Genomic DNA, 17573 nt, shown 5'->3' with positions numbered 1-17573 from the left:
TATACCTTTTGGCCCCGGTGGCTCAGCTGGTTAGAGCGCCGCCCTGTCACGGCGGAGGTCGTGGGTTCGAACCCCATCCGGGTCGTTTAGATACGACTATTTCAATTCTTTGAAAAATGAATATGGACTGGTGCAGTATCGTAGATGGGGTCTTAGCTCAGCTGGGAGAGCATCTGCCTTACAAGCAGAGGGTCACAGGTTCGAGCCCTGTAGGCCCCATTGTTACCAATGTTTTATGCCGATGTGGCTCAATTGGCAGAGCAGCTGATTTGTAATCAGCAGGTTATCGGTTCGAGTCCGATCATCGGCTTTTTAAAATGGATGGGTTCCCGAGTGGCCAAAGGGGGCAGACTGTAAATCTGTTGCGTCTCGCTTCGGTGGTTCGAATCCACCTCCATCCATTATTATTTTTACAATAATGGTTGTATTTTTCCAGAAATTGTATATAATAATAGAGTAAGAATTAGCGCGGGGTGGAGCAGTCTGGAAGCTCGTCGGGCTCATAACCCGAAGGTCGCAGGTTCAAATCCTGCCCCCGCAATTTTTTTATGCAATGAGAAGTGCACAGATAAAAATATAGAAGTTAAAAACATGCTTGCATGTTTTTTAACAGATATATTTTTAGATGTATACGGCGAATGCCGTAAGCGAAAAAACGAAGTTTTTGAGCTGAGCACTTCGGACTAAAAAAAGCGACAAGCAAATTTTTAATCCGCATAAAATCAAATAACCATTACGCCCAGATAGCTCAGTTGGTAGAGCAGAGGACTGAAAATCCTCGTGTCACTGGTTCGATTCCGGTTCTGGGCATATGGGGTATTAGCTCAGTCGGTAGAGCACTTGACTTTTAATCAAGTTGTCCGGGGTTCGAATCCCCGATGCCTCATGAAGATGAGAAGCCGTCACACTGGAGACAGTGTGGCGGTTTTTTGTGTAATAGGAAATTCCTTGGAATTCCCTATTACACAAAAAGGCACTAACGTGTCAATGATGCGCACTCGCGCGAAGAAGAAATAGGAAACTTCGTTTAACATTCATGTTAAGTAAAAAAGCCATTCAGACAGGAGTCTTTCTTGAATATATAATTTCTTGTTTTCGGATATGGCAGCTGTTATAATTGATTGAAAACAGAAGCAAATAGAAAACCAAAATGGAAGTAAGAATAGAAATAGGCAAATGCAGAAATTTTAAAATGGAGAAGAAAAATGGAGCAAAACAAGATGAAACAGAAACGCCGGAAATATTTATATGCAGCGGCGGCGCTTGGCATGACGTTCCTTTTGAACTTGAGCGGATGCAGCCGCCGGTTCACGAACTATCCGGAGATAGCCGGAACGGTAGCAATCGTGGACAGTACAGAGCGGGAGGCTGTCCGAAATGAAAATGGAGAAAATCCAGATCAGCCGATTGATTTAGATAACCTGGGGGAACAGCAGTCGGCGGCAGAAATGGAGCGTTAGCTGCGGCGGAGGCGGCGGAGCCGGGTGTGGAGGAGCCGTATCTGGACGGGGGAGAGCTTCGGCTTTTAGCGTGTGCGGATATCTGGCAGAACCTCTCCTGCGTCATGAAGACGAAGGAAGGCGCGGTGATCGTGGTAGACGGCGGTCGTGATGTCGATGCACCGCATTTGATTGAGGTTATTCAGGAGTTGGGCGGTCATGTGGATGCATGGCTTTTAACCCATCCGCACAGCGATCATGTGGGGGCGATCACGGAGATTTTAAACATGGATCCGATGCCGATCTCGATCGGTAAGGTGTATTATTCATTTCTGAATAAAGAATTTTTAGGTCAGGAGCAGGTTTCAAGACGGGATTCAGATTTGGAGTGTTATGATCGGATCACGGAAGCGATTGCGAAACTGCCGGAAGCAGAAAAATGCGGGACGCTTACGAAAGGGCAGAAGATTTCAGTGGCGGGCGCGGAGATCACAGTGATGAACGAGCCATTTGCCTGCACGGAAAATAGTTTTAATAACAGCTCGGTCGCGTACCGCGTGGAGATGGGCGGAAAACGGATCCTGTTTTTGGGTGATATGGGCTGGCAGGCAGGGGAAGATTTTCTTGCCAATCATACGCAGGAGGAACTGAAATCGGATGTGCTACAGATGGCGCACCATGGGCAGAGAGGCGTGGAAGAGGAGCTCTACCAGGAGATTTCACCGGAGGTCTGCTTATGGCCGACGCCGGACTGGCTCTGGGATAATGTGCAGGATGGCGTCGCGGGCGCTGGTTCGTATAAGACGCCGATTGTCCGTGGATGGATGGTAACATTAGGTGTGAAGAAAAATCTTTGTGTCAAGGATGGCGATCAGATACTGCGGTAGTTTTTTATAAAAGATAGAAATAAAATTTTAAAAAGTTGTTTTCAGGGAAATGAAATGCTTCTGGGATGCGGTGCAGCGGATAGAAATAAGATATGAACGAAAAAAGAGAGAAACAGAAGGAAGAAGAAAAAGTGAATAAAGACAGGAAAATGCGGTCGGAAACAATCATCCTACGTCCGGAAGTGCCGCTTTTAGAACGTTTATCCACCTATGCGGCGTCGGATGTCTACCCGTTCCACATGCCGGGCCACAAACGCCAGGTGAAAATGGGGATAACTTCCGCCCCGAATCCATTTTCGGTGGATATCACGGAGATTGATGGATTTGACAACCTGCATCATGCGGAAGATATTTTGAAAGAGTCGATGAATTCGGCGGCTGCGGTGTACGGAGCAGACCGGAGCTGGTATCTGGTGAATGGCAGTACGTGCGGGATTCTGGCGGCGATCGCGGCGGCAGTGAAGCCGGGGGAAAAAATCCTCATGGCTCGAAATTCCCACAAATCGGCGTATCACGCGGTGATTTTAAACCAGCTGGAACCGGTATATTTATATCCGGAGGAGGTGCCGGAGTTTCAGATTCCGGGAGGGATCGAGCCAGAGCAGGTGGAACGAGCACTTTTGGAGCATCCGGAGATCCGGGCGGTGTTTGTGACTTCCCCGACCTATGAGGGGATCGTGTCGGATATCCAGGGGATTGCAGCGACGGCGCACCGGCATGGAGCGGCGCTGATTGTGGACGAGGCGCACGGCGCGCATCTGCCATTTGGGGATGGGAGCTATTTCCCGGATGGGGCGTTACAGGAGGGGGCAGACCTGGTGATCCAGAGTCTTCACAAGACGCTTCCATCCCTGACACAGACGGCGATTCTGCATCTGAAAAGCCAGATTCTGGATGCGAAGAAGGTGGAACAGTATTTATCGGTTTACCAGAGTTCCAGCCCGTCGTATATTCTGATTGCGTCGATGGAGAACTGCGTCCGGTATATGGCAGAAAAAGGAGCCGGGGAGATGGCGCGGTATGGCGCACGATTGCGGGAACTCCGGGAAAAATTGGCGAAGCTAAAACATTTCCGGCTTCTGAAAGAGGAAATCTGTGGTGCGGCAGGTGTGTATGGATATGATCCGTCAAAACTGGTGCTATTTCCAGATTTTATGACGGGAACCAGACTGGCAGAGGTTTTGCGGACAGAGTATCATCTGGAGGCGGAGATGTCGAGCGGGCGGTATGTGCTTCTGATGACTTCGTTTATGGATACGGAGGAAGGATTTTCGCGTCTGGAGCGGGCACTTTTGGAGCTGGATGCGCGGGTGGAAAAGCTGGAGGCGGAAAGTGTTGGGCTGAAAGATGCAAAACAAGGCAGGCAGGAACCGTTTTCGGGAGCACAATCGAATCAGAAACTGAACCAAGAAAATGATTCAGAAAACTATCCGCAGCAGATGTGTCTCCCCTGGCAGGCATGGCATGGGGATGGCATGCTGGTGCCGCTTGAGGAGGCGGAAGGAAGGGCGGCGCGGATCTGCGTTACCATTTATCCGCCGGGGGTGCCGATGCTGATGCCGGGAGAGCGGATTGGAACAAGGGAGATCGCGCGGATCCGTGAGGATTGGAAGCTGGGACTTACGGTGGAAGGAATTTGTGAAAAATCAGACAAATTGAATTTGTGGATAGAGGTTGTTATTTAGAAAATATCAGGTATTGATTTACCAGGTTCGCACATTTACTGTGCGAACCGTACGAAAACCTTGGCTTACAAGGCAAAAATCCTTTGTCGAAGACAAATTCACACATTTGCCATAAGAAACAGAGAAAAATCGGATTTATATATACGATGGAATGCGTGTGAAAATACTGGCTGGAAAGGCATAATAGGAAGATGGGACATATATTTTACGTGATGGGAAAGAGCGCGTCCGGGAAGGACACGATCTATAAGATATTGAGAGAGCGGCTGCCGCAGATTCGGACGGTGGTGCCGTATACGACCAGACCGATCCGGGCAGGCGAGCGGGACGGTGTGGAGTATTATTTTGTGACCGGAAAAAGGCTTGCGGATTTGGAGAAACAGGGAAAGATCATTGAAAAGAGAACCTACCAGACTGTTTATGGACCGTGGAGTTATGCAACGGTGGACGATGGGCAGATCGATCTGGGATCGCAGGATTATTTCATGATCGGGACGCTGGAATCGTATGAGGGGACGCGGAATTATTTCGGTGCGGATGTGCTGGTGCCGCTTTACATCGAGGTGGAGGACGGTGAACGCCTTCAGCGTGCGCTTGACCGGGAACGGCAGCAGACAGAGCCAAAGTATGCGGAGCTGTGCCGCCGTTTCCTGGCGGATGAGGCAGATTTCAGTGCCGAAAATATGGAAAAATGTGGGATCCGGGCGGAAAACCGGTTTGAAAACCGCGAGCTGGAAGCGTGTGTGGATACGTTGGTAAGGGAAATTCGGGCTCACGGATTGGCAGTTTTGGAACCGAAAGTGCCGTAAGAAAACGTGGTGGCAGCAGGAATTTGCCGTATTTAAATGCGAAGCCACGGCAAATTCCGTTACTGAGCACGTATGCGTGAACAGTAACAAATTCGGAATTTCATCGCACTAGGCAGAGGGTAAATCTTGTGTTATACTAAGATGATAGAGATTTACAAATAATAAAAGAAGGGCATGATAGAAGGGATCCCAACCGATCCATACGATTGAAACGATTTTAGAATTAAAATCCAGAGTCCAGCCCTGAAAGGAGCATCAAGATGGCAGGTTTTCACGATATTATTGGACATGAGAAGATAAAAGAGCACCTTCAGAAGGCGATCGGGTATCAGAGAGTTTCACATGCTTACATATTGTCGGGCGAGGAAGGAATGGGACGCAAGACGATCGCGAAGGCATTTGCCATGACGCTTTTGTGCGAGAAACATGGGACGGAGCCGTGCATGGAATGCCATTCCTGTAAGCAGTTTTTGTCGGGCAACCATCCGGATGTGATCTGGGTGACACATGAGAAACCGGCGAGCATTGGTGTCGATGATGTCCGAATTCAGATCAATGATACGGTTTCGATCCGCCCGTACAGCAGTCCATATAAGATATATCTGGTCGATGAGGCGGAGAAAATGACGGTGCAGGCGCAGAACGCTCTTTTAAAGACGATTGAGGAGCCGCCGGCCTATGCGGTGCTGGTGCTTATCACGACGAACCCGGAGGTATTTCTGCCGACGATCCTGTCCCGCTGTATCCAGTTGAAACTTCGTCCGCTCAAGGATTCGGTGGTAAGCGATTACCTGACGGAGAAAATGGGCGTTTCGGATGGTCAGGCGGATATTTATGCGGCGTTTGCGAGAGGAAATTTAGGAAAAGCGATTCATCTCGCCTCTTCGGAGGAGTTTGCACTTTTGTACCGAGAGGTGCTGACGCTGCTTAAAAATATCAAAGACATGGATATTCCGATGCTTCTGGATTATATCCGCAAGCTGCAGGAGGACAATCTGGATCTGTATGAGTGCCTGGATTTCATGCAGCTCTGGTACAGGGATATTCTGATGTTTAAGGTCACAAAGGACATGAATTCGCTGATCTTTAAGGAGGAGTATTCGGCGGTCAGCAGTTGCTGCCAGAAGAGTTCCTATGAGGGGCTGGAAGAGATATTGAGTGCGATTGAAAAGGCAAAAGTCCGGCTGAATGCTAACGTCAACACCGATTTGGCGCTGGAGCTGATGCTTTTGACGATGAAGGAGAATTAAATTTATGATAAAGGTAATAGGAGTCCGGTTCCGCAAGGCCGGAAAGGTATATTACTTCGATCCGGCGCAGATGGAAATCAAGATGGGCGATCATGTGATCGTGGAGACCGCCCGCGGAATCGAGTTCGGAGAGGTGGTTCTTGGCGTCCGAGAGGTGGATGAGAAGAAGGTGATCCAGCCGCTGAAATCGGTCATTCGTATGGCGACGAAGAATGACGAGGAGCTGGAACGGAAGAATAAAGAAAAAGAGCATGAGGCATTCCAGATCTGTCAGGAAAAGATCCGCAAGCATGAATTGCAGATGAAGCTGATCGATGCAGAATACACCTTTGATAACAATAAGCTGCTGTTTTATTTTACGGCGGATGGAAGAATCGATTTCCGTGAGCTTGTCAAGGATCTGGCGGCGGTCTTTAAGACGCGGATCGAGCTGCGCCAGATTGGCGTCCGGGATGAGACGAAGATTTTGGGTGGCGTCGGTATCTGTGGTCGTCCGCTCTGTTGTCATTCATATTTATCGGAGTTTATTCCGGTTTCAATCAAGATGGCAAAAGAGCAGAACCTGTCCTTAAATCCGACGAAGATTTCGGGGGTGTGCGGTCGTCTGATGTGCTGCCTGAAATACGAGGAAGAGACGTATGAGGATCTGAACAGCCATCTGCCGAGTGTCGGCGATTACGTCACAACGGATGACGGGCTGAAAGGCGAGGTTCACAGCGTCAGCGTCCTGCGCCAGCAGGTAAAGGTGGTTGTGACGGTAGGACGGGATGAGAAGGAGATCCGTGATTACCGTGTGGATCAGCTCAAGTTTAAGCCGAAGCGCCGCCGTGACAGGGGAAATGTCAACGATGCGGAGCTGAAAGCGCTGGAGGCACTGGAGAAAAAGGAAGGAAAGTCGAAGCTGGATGATAATTAAAGAGGGCGAGCGGATCGATGAACTGCAGCGGAACGGATACCGGATCATCCAGAAGACGAACGGGTTCTGTTTTGGCATGGACGCGGTGCTTTTGTCCGGGTTTGCATCGGTAAAGCCGGGCGAGAAAGCGCTTGATCTGGGAACGGGAACCGGTATTATCCCGATTCTTCTGGAGGCAAAGACGGAAGGAAGCCATTTTACAGGTCTGGAGATTCAGGCGGAGATGGCGGAGATGGCATCCCGGAGTGTGGCGCTCAACAGGCTGGAAGAGAAGGTTTCGATCGTGCAGGGCGATATCAAGGAGGTTCCGACGCTGTTTGAGAAGGCATCCTTTGATGTGATAACGACGAACCCACCGTACATGAACGACAGCCACGGGCTGAAAAATCCCGATCTTCCCAAGGCGATTGCCCGCCATGAGGCTCTCTGCAATCTGGAGGATGTCGTGCGCGCGGCGGCTTCGGCACTTCGTCCCGGCGGACGACTCTATATGGTGCACCGTCCGAGACGGCTCATTGAGATTCTGATGGCGATGAAAAGTCAGAAATTGGAGCCGAAGCGGATGAAATTTGTCCATCCGTTTGCAGATAAAGAGGCAAATATGGTTCTCATCGAGGCGGTGCGCGGCGGCGGCGCGCTGATGACAGTGGAAAAGCCGATCATTGTGTACAAAGAGCCGGGCGTGTATACGGATGAGATTTATGATATTTACGGGTATTAATGGAATAGGAGAACGATGGAAGGAACATTATATTTGTGTGCCACGCCGATCGGCAACCTGGATGACATCACATTCCGGGTGCTGGAGACGTTAAAGCAGGTGGATCTGATTGCGGCGGAGGACACGCGGCACAGTATTAAGCTTCTGAATCATTTGATATTCATACACCGATGACGAGCTACCATGAGTACAATAAGGTCGAGAAGGCGCGTGTGCTGGTGGAGAAGCTGAAATCGGGCATGAATATTGCCTGCATCACGGACGCCGGGACGCCGGGTATTTCGGATCCGGGCGAGGAGCTGGTGCGCCAGTGCTGCGAGGCGGGAATTAAAGTAACCGCGCTTCCGGGAGCGGTGGCGTGTGTTACGGCGCTGATTATTTCGGGACTTCCGACGAGACGGTTCTGTTTTGAGGCATTTCTTCCGACGGACAAGAAGGAGCACCAGCGGGTGCTTGCAGAGCTTCAGAATGAGACGCGCACGATTGTGCTTTACGAGGCGCCGCACCACCTTCTGCGGACGCTCACGGAGCTTTACGAGGCGCTGGGGGATAGAAAGGCGTCTATCTGCCGGGAGCTGACGAAGAAATACGAGACGGCATTCCGGACGACGCTTTCGCAGGCGGTGGCGTATTATACGGAAAATGAGCCGAAGGGCGAGTGCGTGATCGTCATCGAGGGCAAATCCGTCCAGGAGATCGAGGCGGAGGATCAGGCGCGCTGGCAGCAGATGTCCCTGGAAGAGCATATGGAACATTATGAATCACAGGGAAACAGCCGCAAGGAAGCGATGAAGCTGGTGGCGAAGGACCGCGGGATTTCGAAGCGGGATGTGTACCAGGCGCTGCTGGAGGCGGAAGAGGCGTAGACACAAACGGAAAGCTGAAAAATGGGTAAGTGGAGTGGCGTTGGTGGAATGCCGGGGCGCTCCGGTTTGTGCAGATAAAAGAAAAATAGAATAAGATTTGAGAAAAGAACAAACTGTACTGATTAAAATATTTAAAAGTGTATATTTTAATCAGTACAGTTTTTGCTATAATTCCTACTAAGTTGATGAGGAAATGAATGTAAAAATACAGAATGTCAGTGAATTGTTTTTCGCAAGGCAGAATAGAAAGGCAGAAGAGGCGCTTGCCTGTGAATGATTCAGTGGATTCGGGTATTGATTGCAAGGCTCGTAAGGACGCTTGGCTTACAAAGAAAAATCATATTCAACTACGGGAGGAATAAAAATGGCAGAGAATCGTTATGAACTGAATAAACAGCTGGCACAGATGTTAAAGGGCGGCGTTATCATGGATGTCACAACCCCGGAGCAGGCGAAGATAGCGGAGGCGGCAGGCGCGTGTGCGGTTATGGCGCTGGAGCGGATTCCGGCGGATATCCGGGCAGCAGGTGGTGTGTCCCGTATGAGTGACCCGAAGATGATTCGCGGCATTCAGGAGGCAGTTTCGATTCCAGTTATGGCAAAGTGCAGGATCGGTCATTTTGTGGAGGCGCAGATTCTGGAAGCGATCGAGATTGATTATATCGATGAGAGCGAGGTATTATCTCCGGCGGATGATGTGTACCATATTGACAAGACACAGTTCAAGGTTCCGTTTGTCTGCGGTGCGAGAGACCTGGGAGAGGCGCTGCGCCGGATCGAGGAAGGTGCTTCGATGATCCGTACCAAGGGCGAGCCGGGAACGGGCGATGTCGTACAGGCAGTCCGCCATATGCGTGCGATGAATTCGGAGATCCGCCGGGTTCAGAACCTGCGTGAGGATGAGCTTTACGAGGCAGCAAAACAGTTAAAAGTTCCGGTTCATCTGCTCCGCTATGTACATGACAATGGACGTCTCCCGGTTGTCAATTTCGCGGCAGGCGGTGTGGCTACCCCGGCGGATGCGGCTCTGATGATGCAGCTGGGCGCAGAGGGAGTCTTTGTTGGATCTGGTATCTTCAAGTCAGGCAATCCGGAGAAACGTGCGTCGGCGATCGTGCAGGCAGTAACGAATTACAAAGATGCAAAATTACTTGTTGCGATTTCTGAGGATCTGGGCGAGGCGATGGTTGGTATCAATGAGAATGAGATTGCGATTTTGATGGCAGAGCGGGGACAGTAAGATGGAAAAAAAACAGATAGGCGTGCTGGCGGTGCAGGGCGCGTTTGCCGAACACATTGCCATGGTACGGAAACTGGGCGCAGAGGCGTTTGAGATCCGGCAGCTTCCGGATCTGGAGCGACCGATGGACGGACTGATTCTGCCGGGCGGCGAGAGCACCGCAATGCGCAAGCTCCTGGATGAGCTGGGGCTTTATGAGCCGCTTCGGGCAAAGATTGCGGCAGGGCTTCCGGTGTATGGAACGTGCGCGGGGCTTCTGCTTCTGGCCAAGGAGATCGAGGGCGGAACGCCGTGCTTTGCGACGATGGATGTGTCGGCGGTGCGGAATGCCTACGGGCGTCAGCTCGGAAGTTTTTACACGGAGGCTGAATTTGCCGGTCTGGGGACGATTCCGATGACTTTTATCCGCGCGCCGTACATCGCTTCGCTTCAGGAAAATGTTAAGGTGCTGGCGACAGTGGACGGAAAGATAGTCGCAGCCAGACAGGGAAACCAGTTTGCGACGGCATTTCATCCGGAATTGAATGAGGATGTGACGGTGCACCGGTATTTTCTAGAGGAAGTCTGCAAAGGAAATTAAGAGTGTAATTTGGTAGAAATTAGCGTGTGGTTGATGAAAAGTGAAACCTACTGGTAAGGGGAGCGAGAACTGCAGCCATTTAAAGCGGTCAGAATGGATGATATATTTCTGAAATGTGGGAAGATGTCATTGATTCTGACCGTTTTTTTATCTCAGTCGAGAAGACTCCCACCTCTTCAGGTGGTGAGTAATAGCAAATTTGTCTCAGTGGGAGTCCATTCTCCGACTGAGATAAACGCTCCGCGAGGATGCGCAGTGATTCTGTAAAGAATATGTCAGCTTCGCTGACCAGAATCACGCGCCAAGTCTCACGGACGTTCGACTTGAATTATATGGGCGAATGCCTTTGAAGAGAGAAAGGAGATTATTTTTTTATCCTCGAACGAGGATAATTGGATGATACGAGATATTATGGAGATAAGAACAGCGACAATAGCAGATCTGGCTCAGATTGCAGCCGTGGAAGCAGAATGCTTTCCGGCAGCGGAAGCCGCAACGAAAGAGGAGTTTGCGGAGAGAATTAAGTATTATGGAAATTATTTCTGGCTCATGTTTGAAGGCGAAAAGCTGATTGCGTTTGTGGACGGCTTCGTCACAGACAAGCCAGATCTGACGGATGAGATGTACGAACGGGCAGAAATGCACGATGAAAACGGCGCATGGCAGATGATTTTTGGTGTCAATACGATCCCGGCATATCGGAAACATGGCTATGCGGGACAGTTGCTCCAGTGCGCCATCGAGGATGCCAGAAAACAGGGGAGGAAGGGACTTGTGTTGACGTGTAAGGAAAAATTGATAGCCTATTATGCCAAGTTTGGATTTGTGAATGAGGGGATCTCGGAATCGGTGCATGGGAATGTGACTTGGTATCAGATGCGGTATAAGTTTTAAATTTAAGAAGAAATACGTGATTGCCCGCAAATACTAATAATACTTATTATAGGAATCGAAATGGCGTTTTTAATAGAAGTGTGATAAGATACAAGTATCAGAATTAAAAATGAGACGCCATTTCGATTTTTTGTAACAAGCATTACAAATTCTTTTCCATCTTTCTGCGTGTATCTTTTGCATGTGTTTTATATGCATAACGGGCATCGGAAGCAGGATGCACGGGATTGGGTGAAAAAGGGTCAAAAGGGGCGTCCGCAAACAGGAGGGGTTAGAGAAAACATGAAATCATTGCAGGCGCGTTATCTGGATCGACTGGCAGAGCTTTACCCGACGATTGCAGCGGCATCGACGGAGATCATCAATCTGGAATCGATCTTAAATCTGCCGAAAGGAACGGAACATTTCCTGACCGATATCCATGGAGAATACGAGGCATTTTCCCATGTATTGAAAAATGGTTCCGGTTCCGTCAAGCGAAAGATTGACGATGTATTTGGAAATACCCTGAGCCGTCAGGACAAGCAGTCGCTGGCAACCCTTATTTACTATCCGGCGGAGAAGATGAGCCGGATTCTGCAGACGGAGAAGAATCCGGATGACTGGTACAAGATCACACTCTATCGTCTGATTGCGGTCTGCCGCCGGGCAGCGAGCAAGTACACGCGTTCGAAGATTCGCAAGGCGCTTCCGAAGGAATTTGCTTATGTGCTGGAAGAGCTTCTGACTGAGCGCGGCGATCTGCAGGACAAGGAATCCTACTACGATGCGATCGTCCAGACGATTGTCCGTGTGGGACGGGCGAAAGCCTTTATCATAGCGCTAAGTGAGCTGATTCAGCGCCTGACGGTCGATCATCTTCATATCGTGGGTGATATCTATGACCGAGGTCCGGGGCCGCATATCATCATGGACAAGATGATGACCTATCATTCGATTGATGTCCAGTGGGGCAATCACGATGTGCTCTGGATGGGCGCGGCAGCGGGACAGATGGGTTGTATTGCAAACGCAATCCGTATCTGCGCACGATATGGAAACCTGGATATTTTGGAGGATGGTTACGGCATCAACCTTCTTCCATTGGCAACCTTTGCGATCAATACATATGGGGATGACCCGTGCACCTGCTTCCAGTTAAAGGGCAGTGACTCTTACAGTGCGTCTGAGCGCGAGATGAACCAGAAGATGCACAAGGCGATCTCGATCATCCAGTTCAAGGCGGAAGGGCAGATCATCAAGCGCCATCCGGAATTTGGCCTGGAGAAACGAAATCTTCTGCATCATATTGATTTTGAACGCGGTGTTCTGGAGCTGGGCGGCAAAGAGTACAAGATGCTCGATATGAATTTCCCGACCGTAGATCCGAAAGATCCATATGCATTTACACCGGAAGAAGCGGATATTATGGAACGTCTGGAACGTGCATTCATGAACTGCGAGAAGCTGCAGCAGCATATGAAATTCCTGCTGGCGAAGGGAAGTCTCTATAAAGTATACAACAATAACCTTCTCTACCATGGCTGCGTTCCGTTAAATAAGGACGGTACCTTCAAGGAGGTAGAGATCTACGGCAAGCAATATAAGGGAAAGGCGCTGTACGATATTCTGGACAATTATGTCCGCAAGGGGTTTGTCGCGGTCGATAAGGCAGAGCGGGAAAAAGGCAGGGATATGATGTGGTATATCTGGCTGAATGAAAATTCCCCGCTGTTCGGCAAGGACAAGATGGCAACGTTTGAACGCTATTTTCTGGCAGAAAAAGAGACACATAAAGAAGTAAAAAATCCGTATTACGATATGCTGGAAAATGAGGAAGTGCTTGACCGCATTCTCCGTGAGTTTGGTCTGGAGCCGGAGGGCGCGCACATCATCAACGGTCACGTCCCGGTCAAATCCAAAGACGGCGAGAGCCCGCTCAAATGCGGCGGTAAGCTTCTCGTCATCGACGGTGGTTTCTCAAGGGCATATCAGAAAGAAACCGGTATCGCGGGGTATACGCTGATTTACAACTCCTACGGTCTGATTCTGGCAGCGCACGATCCGTTTGAGTCCACCGAGGCGGCGATCGAGAAGGAGAGTGATATCCATTCCGAGAGCCGTATGGTCAAATGGGTGCCGGAGCGCAAGTGCGTCGGGGATACCGATATCGGACGGGAACTGAAAGAGAAGATCAAAGATCTGGAAAAACTGCTGAATGCGTACTATAGCGGTGCGATCGCGGAGAAATTTACGCGGTAGATCATTCGCCAGACAACGGATGCAAATGGAAATCACGTAAGTGATCCGATTGCAGTGAATGCTGTAGAGGCAAATATTCAGAAATCAGAGAGTGTAAAATGAAAAGGAATACGGCAATGACATAATATGTATCATGTCATATACAGTGTGCCGTGATTTGAGGACTTTTACAGCCGATGAGAGAAAAGAAAAAAGGAAAACGTTGATTTTCTGATTACATTATTTTCAAAACAAAAAAAACGCAATATTCCAGTTTGCGTTGCGGTTGTAGTTTGTAATATTTTATAGTACAATAATAAAAAATTTATTAAAAAAAGGAATGCAGCAATGACATAATACATATTATGTCATATACAGGGACATATATAAAGCAGGAAAATCTGGTTGGCGGAAATATGGACATCTTTTGATTATAAGACAGAGCGAGAAGAAGACAGGAGTTCACCGATACTGGGTGTGCCAATGCGATTGCGGAAACATCTGTCTGGTTTACGGAACGCATTTAAAAAGTGGACATACAAAAAGCTGCGGCTGTTACCGCAGAAAAAGGCAGACGCATGGATGGCTGGATCTGACGGGAGAACAAAGCGGCGCTGAGAGCGAAGGGAGAGAATAGAATGTTGCAAAAATCGCAGGAAGAGCCGAAAAAAAAAGAACAAAGAATTTCGGACATACATACACACGTTCTTCCGGGACTTGATGATGGCTCGAAAAGCATAAGCGCCAGTGTTCGGATGCTTCGGAAATCATATCAGCAAGGTGTGCGCAATGTGATAGCAACCCCTCATTATACCGTCTATCACTGGCGGACAAAACCGGAACAGATACAGAGACTTATGGAGCAGATGGCAAAAGCGGTTCAGAAGGTGATGCCGGAGCTGCGACTGTATAGCGGGCAGGAAATACAATATTTTGAAGGCATGGCTGATATGCTTCAGAGGGGAGAACTGCTGACACTGGCGGGAAGTCATTATGTTCTGGTAGAATTCCTTCCCCAGTCGCAGTGGAGCCAGATACAGAATGCAGTCCGGGAGCTGCTGCTGGCGGGATATTTCCCAGTGCTGGCGCATATTGAGCGTTATCAGTGTCTCAGAAAGACAGGACGTCTGACAGAGCTTCAGAGGGAGGGCGCTTATCTTCAGATGAATTACGGAAGTCTGATAAAGCTTAGAAATGTCTGGAATTTACGTGAGAGACTGGAACGGCGCTGGTGCCGTAAAGTGTTGCTGGCGGGATATATCAGTTTTTTGGGAACCGATATGCATGGGGTTCATCATCGTGCACCGGACAGTGACAGGGCACTTGCCTGGATCCGGAAAAAAGGCGGGGATACATTGGCCAGACAATTGTCAGTGGAGAATCCAGAAAAAATAATCCTGGATGAACGATTATAAGAGAAACTCTAAAATACATCTGAAACAGATTGGCAGAATGCCGGTCAGAAAAAAAGAAAGAAAAGGAAATTTGTAAGGTATGGAAACGAAAGAGAGTCAAAAACAGGCGTGGGATGACGAGGATGTAATTGATGTCGGAGAGATTTTGTATGCATTGCTCCGGAAACTCTGGATTATCATCGGAGCGCTTGTGATTGGAGGAGCAATTGGAGGGGCATATAGTTACTTTTTGCTCACACCGCAGTACACTTCAACCGCAAAAATCTATGTACTGACAAAAGAAACAACACTGACATCGTTGGCCGACCTGCAGATTGGCACGCAGCTGACGCAGGATTACAAGACGATCATTACCGGCCGCTCGGTCATGGAAGAGGTAGTCGATAAACTTCATCTGGACATGGACTATAAAAACCTGGTTAAGAAGATTGAAGTGGAGAATCCGAAAGATACACGTATTCTGAGCATCTCAGCGCAGGATCCGGATGCGGAAATGGCAAAAAAGATCGTTGATACGACGGCAGAAGTAGCATCGGACTATGTAGGAGAAATCATGGAGATGACACCGCCGAAACTCATCGAGAGCGGTGAGGTGGCTGTTAAAAAGACCAGTCCGAGCAATACCAAAAATGCTGCGATTGGCGCTTTGATAGCAGCCTTTTTGGTGTGTGCATACATCAGCCTGACCGTTATTTTGAATGATACGATTCAGTCAGAGGAAGATGTGGAGAAATATCTGGAACTGCCGGTACTGGCTGTGATTCCGGAGAGCAAGATTCACGGAAGAGGCGAGAAAAAAGTAAAACGTACCTCTGGCATCTGGGATATCATCAATCCATTTGCCGGAAAAGAGAAAAACGAAAGAAGGTAGGAGAGCATGGCAAACCAGAATCTGTTCATCCCGGTTACACAGGATGAAAAAAAAGACTATCAATATGAGGAAGCAATGAAAACACTCCGTACCAACATTCAGTTTTCGGGCAGTGGATTGAAAGTGATCATGCTGACCAGCACGATGCCGGATGAGGGAAAAAGTGAGACATCTTCCCAGCTGGCGATTTCAATGGCACAGACAGAGGGACGAGTTTTATTTATTGATGCCGATATCCGTAAATCCGTGCTGGTATCCCGCTTCGGATTCGGGCAGCAGATTTACGGTCTGACGCAGTACCTGACAGGACAGAAACTGCTGGGGGATATTCTGTATCATACCAATCTGCCAAATCTTGACATCATTTTCTCTGGCCCGATGGCGCCGAATCCGGCGGAATTGCTGGGAGAGGACGCATTTGCGCGGCTGGTTGAATGGGCAAGAAATGAATATGACACGATCATCATTGATACGCCGCCTCTTGGAAGTGTCATTGACGCAGCTATTATTTCTCAGCGCTGTGACGGAGCTATCCTGGTAGTTGAAAGCGGGGCGCTCAGTTATCGCCTGGTGCAGAAAGCAAAAAACCAGCTTGAGCGGACGGGCTGCCGGATTTTAGGAGCCGTACTGAATCGTGTCGATATGGCAGGCAGCGGATACTATCATAGATATTATGGAAAATATTCCAAATATAGTAAATATTACGAAAACGAGTCGGATAAATGAAAAAGCAGAATATGATTCGATGGATTGCCGGAGCGGCGCTGGGAATCGCCTGCGTGGGATTCGGTATCCATGCGTATTACAGATATGAAGAGAGAGAAGCAGCCGTGCAGGAGATGGAAGCACGCGGGCAGCAGGAAAACAAGGATGCAGAAGACCAGAAAAATGGGATTTTGACCTGGAATGGAAAGAAATATCGCCGGAATACAGCGATGAGAGCCATTCTTTGTATGGGTATTGATACGAAGGGCGAGATGGCATCACAGGTAGTTTCGGGAAAAGGCGGCGATGCCGATGCCATCTTTCTGATCGCCGAGGACGCGTCCAGAGATCAGGCTCAGATTGTTCTGATTCCAAGAAATACAATGACGGAGATAGAGGTATTTGACTATTTTGGGGAACCTCTGGGAACCGAGACACAGCAGCTGACGCTGGCGTATGCGTTTGGAGACGGGCGGGAAGAAAGCTGTGAACTGACAGCAGAAGCCCTTTCTAAACTTTTATTTGGTCTTAAGATCGACGGATACTTTGCAGTCAATATGGATTCGATTCCCTATTTCAATGATGCAGTCGGTGGTGTGCCGGTTACTGTGGATGACGAGATGGTCGCAAACCAGTATCCAGAAGATTTCAAGATGGGAGAAACAGTCAACCTGATCGGAGATCTGACAGAAAAATATGTCCGCTTCCGGGATGTGGACGAAGAGGGTTCCGCAAGTATTCGTCTTCACCGGCAGAAAGGATATCTGAAAGCGTTTATTCAGAAGGCAAAGGAAAGTCAGGCGGCAGACAAAACCACCATAACCCGGCTGGTGGATGGAATACAGAAATTGGCGATCACCAACATGGCAAAGGACCAGTACATGGACATGGGACTGGCGCTTTTGAACAGTCCGGATGCCATGGAAGACGGTGATTTTATTGAACTGTCGGGAAAAATATATCAGGGAAAATTCGAAGAGTTTTATCCAGATATGGATGAGCTAAAAGAGATTGTCATCAATCTTTTTTATAAAGAAAAAGCTTAAAAAGCAAAGGCTTTGAAAGCCGGAAAGGA

At 49.0% G+C, this 17573-nt stretch carries 15 protein-coding genes, 7 tRNA genes and 1 pseudogene; all 23 read left to right on the top strand.

Annotated elements, in window-relative coordinates; all coding sequences use genetic code 11:
* Positions 1-10: 10 nt before the first annotated feature.
* The 23 genes and pseudogenes from DWX91_RS12545 (at position 11) to DWX91_RS12430 (ending at position 17544) form a co-directional block, all read left to right on the top strand.
* A tRNA-Asp gene (locus DWX91_RS12545) sits at positions 11-85 on the top strand.
* Between the two features lie 61 nt (positions 86-146).
* A tRNA-Val gene (locus DWX91_RS12540) sits at positions 147-219 on the top strand.
* Between the two features lie 18 nt (positions 220-237).
* Positions 238-310: transfer RNA gene (locus tag DWX91_RS12535), tRNA-Thr, on the top strand.
* 9 nt (positions 311-319) lie between these two features.
* Positions 320-401 (top strand) — tRNA-Tyr (locus tag DWX91_RS12530).
* Between the two features lie 66 nt (positions 402-467).
* Positions 468-541 (top strand) — tRNA-Met (locus tag DWX91_RS12525).
* 196 nt (positions 542-737) lie between these two features.
* A tRNA-Phe gene (locus DWX91_RS12520) sits at positions 738-810 on the top strand.
* A 3-nt stretch (positions 811-813) separates the two neighbouring features.
* Positions 814-886: transfer RNA gene (locus tag DWX91_RS12515), tRNA-Lys, on the top strand.
* Between the two features lie 319 nt (positions 887-1205).
* On the top strand, positions 1206-1460 hold the full coding sequence (locus DWX91_RS12510) for a hypothetical protein (protein WP_118539099.1): 255 nt from the start codon (positions 1206-1208) through the stop codon (positions 1458-1460).
* Positions 1461-1486: 26 nt separating this feature from the next.
* Positions 1487-2326, top strand: a complete 840-nt coding sequence (locus tag DWX91_RS12505; protein ID WP_118539097.1) for a ComEC/Rec2 family competence protein — start codon at positions 1487-1489, stop codon at positions 2324-2326.
* A gap of 92 nt (positions 2327-2418) precedes the next feature.
* Positions 2419-4011 carry an aminotransferase class I/II-fold pyridoxal phosphate-dependent enzyme gene (locus DWX91_RS12500; RefSeq protein ID WP_243017856.1) on the top strand — a complete coding sequence of 531 codons (1593 nt, stop codon included), beginning with the start codon at positions 2419-2421 and terminating at the stop codon, positions 4009-4011.
* Between the two features lie 191 nt (positions 4012-4202).
* Positions 4203-4820, top strand: a complete 618-nt coding sequence (locus tag DWX91_RS12495; protein ID WP_118539095.1) for a guanylate kinase — start codon at positions 4203-4205, stop codon at positions 4818-4820.
* Positions 4821-5080: 260 nt separating this feature from the next.
* Positions 5081-6070 carry a DNA polymerase III subunit delta' gene (gene holB, locus DWX91_RS12490; RefSeq protein WP_117796592.1) on the top strand — a complete coding sequence of 330 codons (990 nt, stop codon included), beginning with the start codon at positions 5081-5083 and terminating at the stop codon, positions 6068-6070.
* Positions 6071-6074: 4 nt separating this feature from the next.
* Positions 6075-6986, top strand: a complete 912-nt coding sequence (locus DWX91_RS12485) for a stage 0 sporulation family protein (RefSeq protein WP_022360400.1) — start codon at positions 6075-6077, stop codon at positions 6984-6986.
* Complete coding sequence (locus DWX91_RS12480) at positions 6976-7707, top strand: tRNA1(Val) (adenine(37)-N6)-methyltransferase (RefSeq protein ID WP_118539093.1); 732 nt, start codon at positions 6976-6978, stop codon at positions 7705-7707. The genes DWX91_RS12485 and DWX91_RS12480 overlap by 11 nt, the downstream gene beginning before the upstream one ends.
* Positions 7708-7722: 15 nt before the next feature.
* A pseudogene (rsmI, locus tag DWX91_RS12475) lies at positions 7723-8573 on the top strand (16S rRNA (cytidine(1402)-2'-O)-methyltransferase).
* Positions 8574-8937: 364 nt separating this feature from the next.
* Positions 8938-9813: a pyridoxal 5'-phosphate synthase lyase subunit PdxS gene (gene pdxS, locus DWX91_RS12470; protein ID WP_118539091.1), complete on the top strand. Its 876-nt coding sequence runs from the start codon at positions 8938-8940 to the stop codon at positions 9811-9813.
* Between the two features lies 1 nt (position 9814).
* Entirely contained in the window at positions 9815-10393 is a 579-nt protein-coding gene (pdxT, locus tag DWX91_RS12465; RefSeq protein WP_022360404.1) for a pyridoxal 5'-phosphate synthase glutaminase subunit PdxT, read from the top strand.
* Between the two features lie 411 nt (positions 10394-10804).
* Complete coding sequence (locus tag DWX91_RS12460; protein WP_118472804.1) at positions 10805-11287, top strand: GNAT family N-acetyltransferase; 483 nt, start codon at positions 10805-10807, stop codon at positions 11285-11287.
* Positions 11288-11569: 282 nt separating this feature from the next.
* A complete protein-coding gene (locus DWX91_RS12455) occupies positions 11570-13528 on the top strand; it encodes a fructose-1,6-bisphosphatase (RefSeq protein WP_117795592.1) in 1959 nt (652 codons plus the stop codon).
* 617 nt (positions 13529-14145) lie between these two features.
* A complete protein-coding gene (locus tag DWX91_RS12445; RefSeq protein WP_118472775.1) occupies positions 14146-14922 on the top strand; it encodes a CpsB/CapC family capsule biosynthesis tyrosine phosphatase in 777 nt (258 codons plus the stop codon).
* A 79-nt stretch (positions 14923-15001) separates the two neighbouring features.
* Complete coding sequence (locus DWX91_RS12440; RefSeq protein WP_118472776.1) at positions 15002-15793, top strand: YveK family protein; 792 nt, start codon at positions 15002-15004, stop codon at positions 15791-15793.
* A 6-nt stretch (positions 15794-15799) separates the two neighbouring features.
* Positions 15800-16519, top strand: a complete 720-nt coding sequence (locus DWX91_RS12435) for a CpsD/CapB family tyrosine-protein kinase (RefSeq protein ID WP_118472777.1) — start codon at positions 15800-15802, stop codon at positions 16517-16519.
* Positions 16516-17544: an LCP family protein gene (locus DWX91_RS12430; RefSeq protein ID WP_118472778.1), complete on the top strand. Its 1029-nt coding sequence runs from the start codon at positions 16516-16518 to the stop codon at positions 17542-17544. The genes DWX91_RS12435 and DWX91_RS12430 overlap by 4 nt, the downstream gene beginning before the upstream one ends.
* Positions 17545-17573 lie beyond the last annotated feature (29 nt).

This window comes from Clostridium sp. AF22-10 (genome assembly GCF_003478725.1).
Taxonomy (GTDB): Bacteria; Bacillota; Clostridia; order Lachnospirales; family Lachnospiraceae; genus Otoolea; species Otoolea fessa.
The sequence above is the reverse complement of the archived record's forward strand: the minus strand, read 5'-3'. Positions and strand labels throughout refer to the sequence as shown.

Coding starts and splice junctions, on each gene's coding strand:
- DWX91_RS12510 (WP_118539099.1), top strand. CDS start 1,206: ATGGAGCAAAACAAGATGAAACAGAAACGCCGGAAATATTTATATGCA.
- DWX91_RS12500 (WP_243017856.1), top strand. CDS start 2,419: ATGAACGAAAAAAGAGAGAAACAGAAGGAAGAAGAAAAAGTGAATAAA.
- DWX91_RS12495 (WP_118539095.1), top strand. CDS start 4,203: ATGGGACATATATTTTACGTGATGGGAAAGAGCGCGTCCGGGAAGGAC.
- holB (WP_117796592.1), top strand. CDS start 5,081: ATGGCAGGTTTTCACGATATTATTGGACATGAGAAGATAAAAGAGCAC.
- DWX91_RS12485 (WP_022360400.1), top strand. CDS start 6,075: ATGATAAAGGTAATAGGAGTCCGGTTCCGCAAGGCCGGAAAGGTATAT.
- DWX91_RS12480 (WP_118539093.1), top strand. CDS start 6,976: ATGATAATTAAAGAGGGCGAGCGGATCGATGAACTGCAGCGGAACGGA.
- pdxS (WP_118539091.1), top strand. CDS start 8,938: ATGGCAGAGAATCGTTATGAACTGAATAAACAGCTGGCACAGATGTTA.
- pdxT (WP_022360404.1), top strand. CDS start 9,815: ATGGAAAAAAAACAGATAGGCGTGCTGGCGGTGCAGGGCGCGTTTGCC.
- DWX91_RS12460 (WP_118472804.1), top strand. CDS start 10,805: ATGGAGATAAGAACAGCGACAATAGCAGATCTGGCTCAGATTGCAGCC.
- DWX91_RS12455 (WP_117795592.1), top strand. CDS start 11,570: ATGAAATCATTGCAGGCGCGTTATCTGGATCGACTGGCAGAGCTTTAC.
- DWX91_RS12445 (WP_118472775.1), top strand. CDS start 14,146: ATGTTGCAAAAATCGCAGGAAGAGCCGAAAAAAAAAGAACAAAGAATT.
- DWX91_RS12440 (WP_118472776.1), top strand. CDS start 15,002: ATGGAAACGAAAGAGAGTCAAAAACAGGCGTGGGATGACGAGGATGTA.
- DWX91_RS12435 (WP_118472777.1), top strand. CDS start 15,800: ATGGCAAACCAGAATCTGTTCATCCCGGTTACACAGGATGAAAAAAAA.
- DWX91_RS12430 (WP_118472778.1), top strand. CDS start 16,516: ATGAAAAAGCAGAATATGATTCGATGGATTGCCGGAGCGGCGCTGGGA.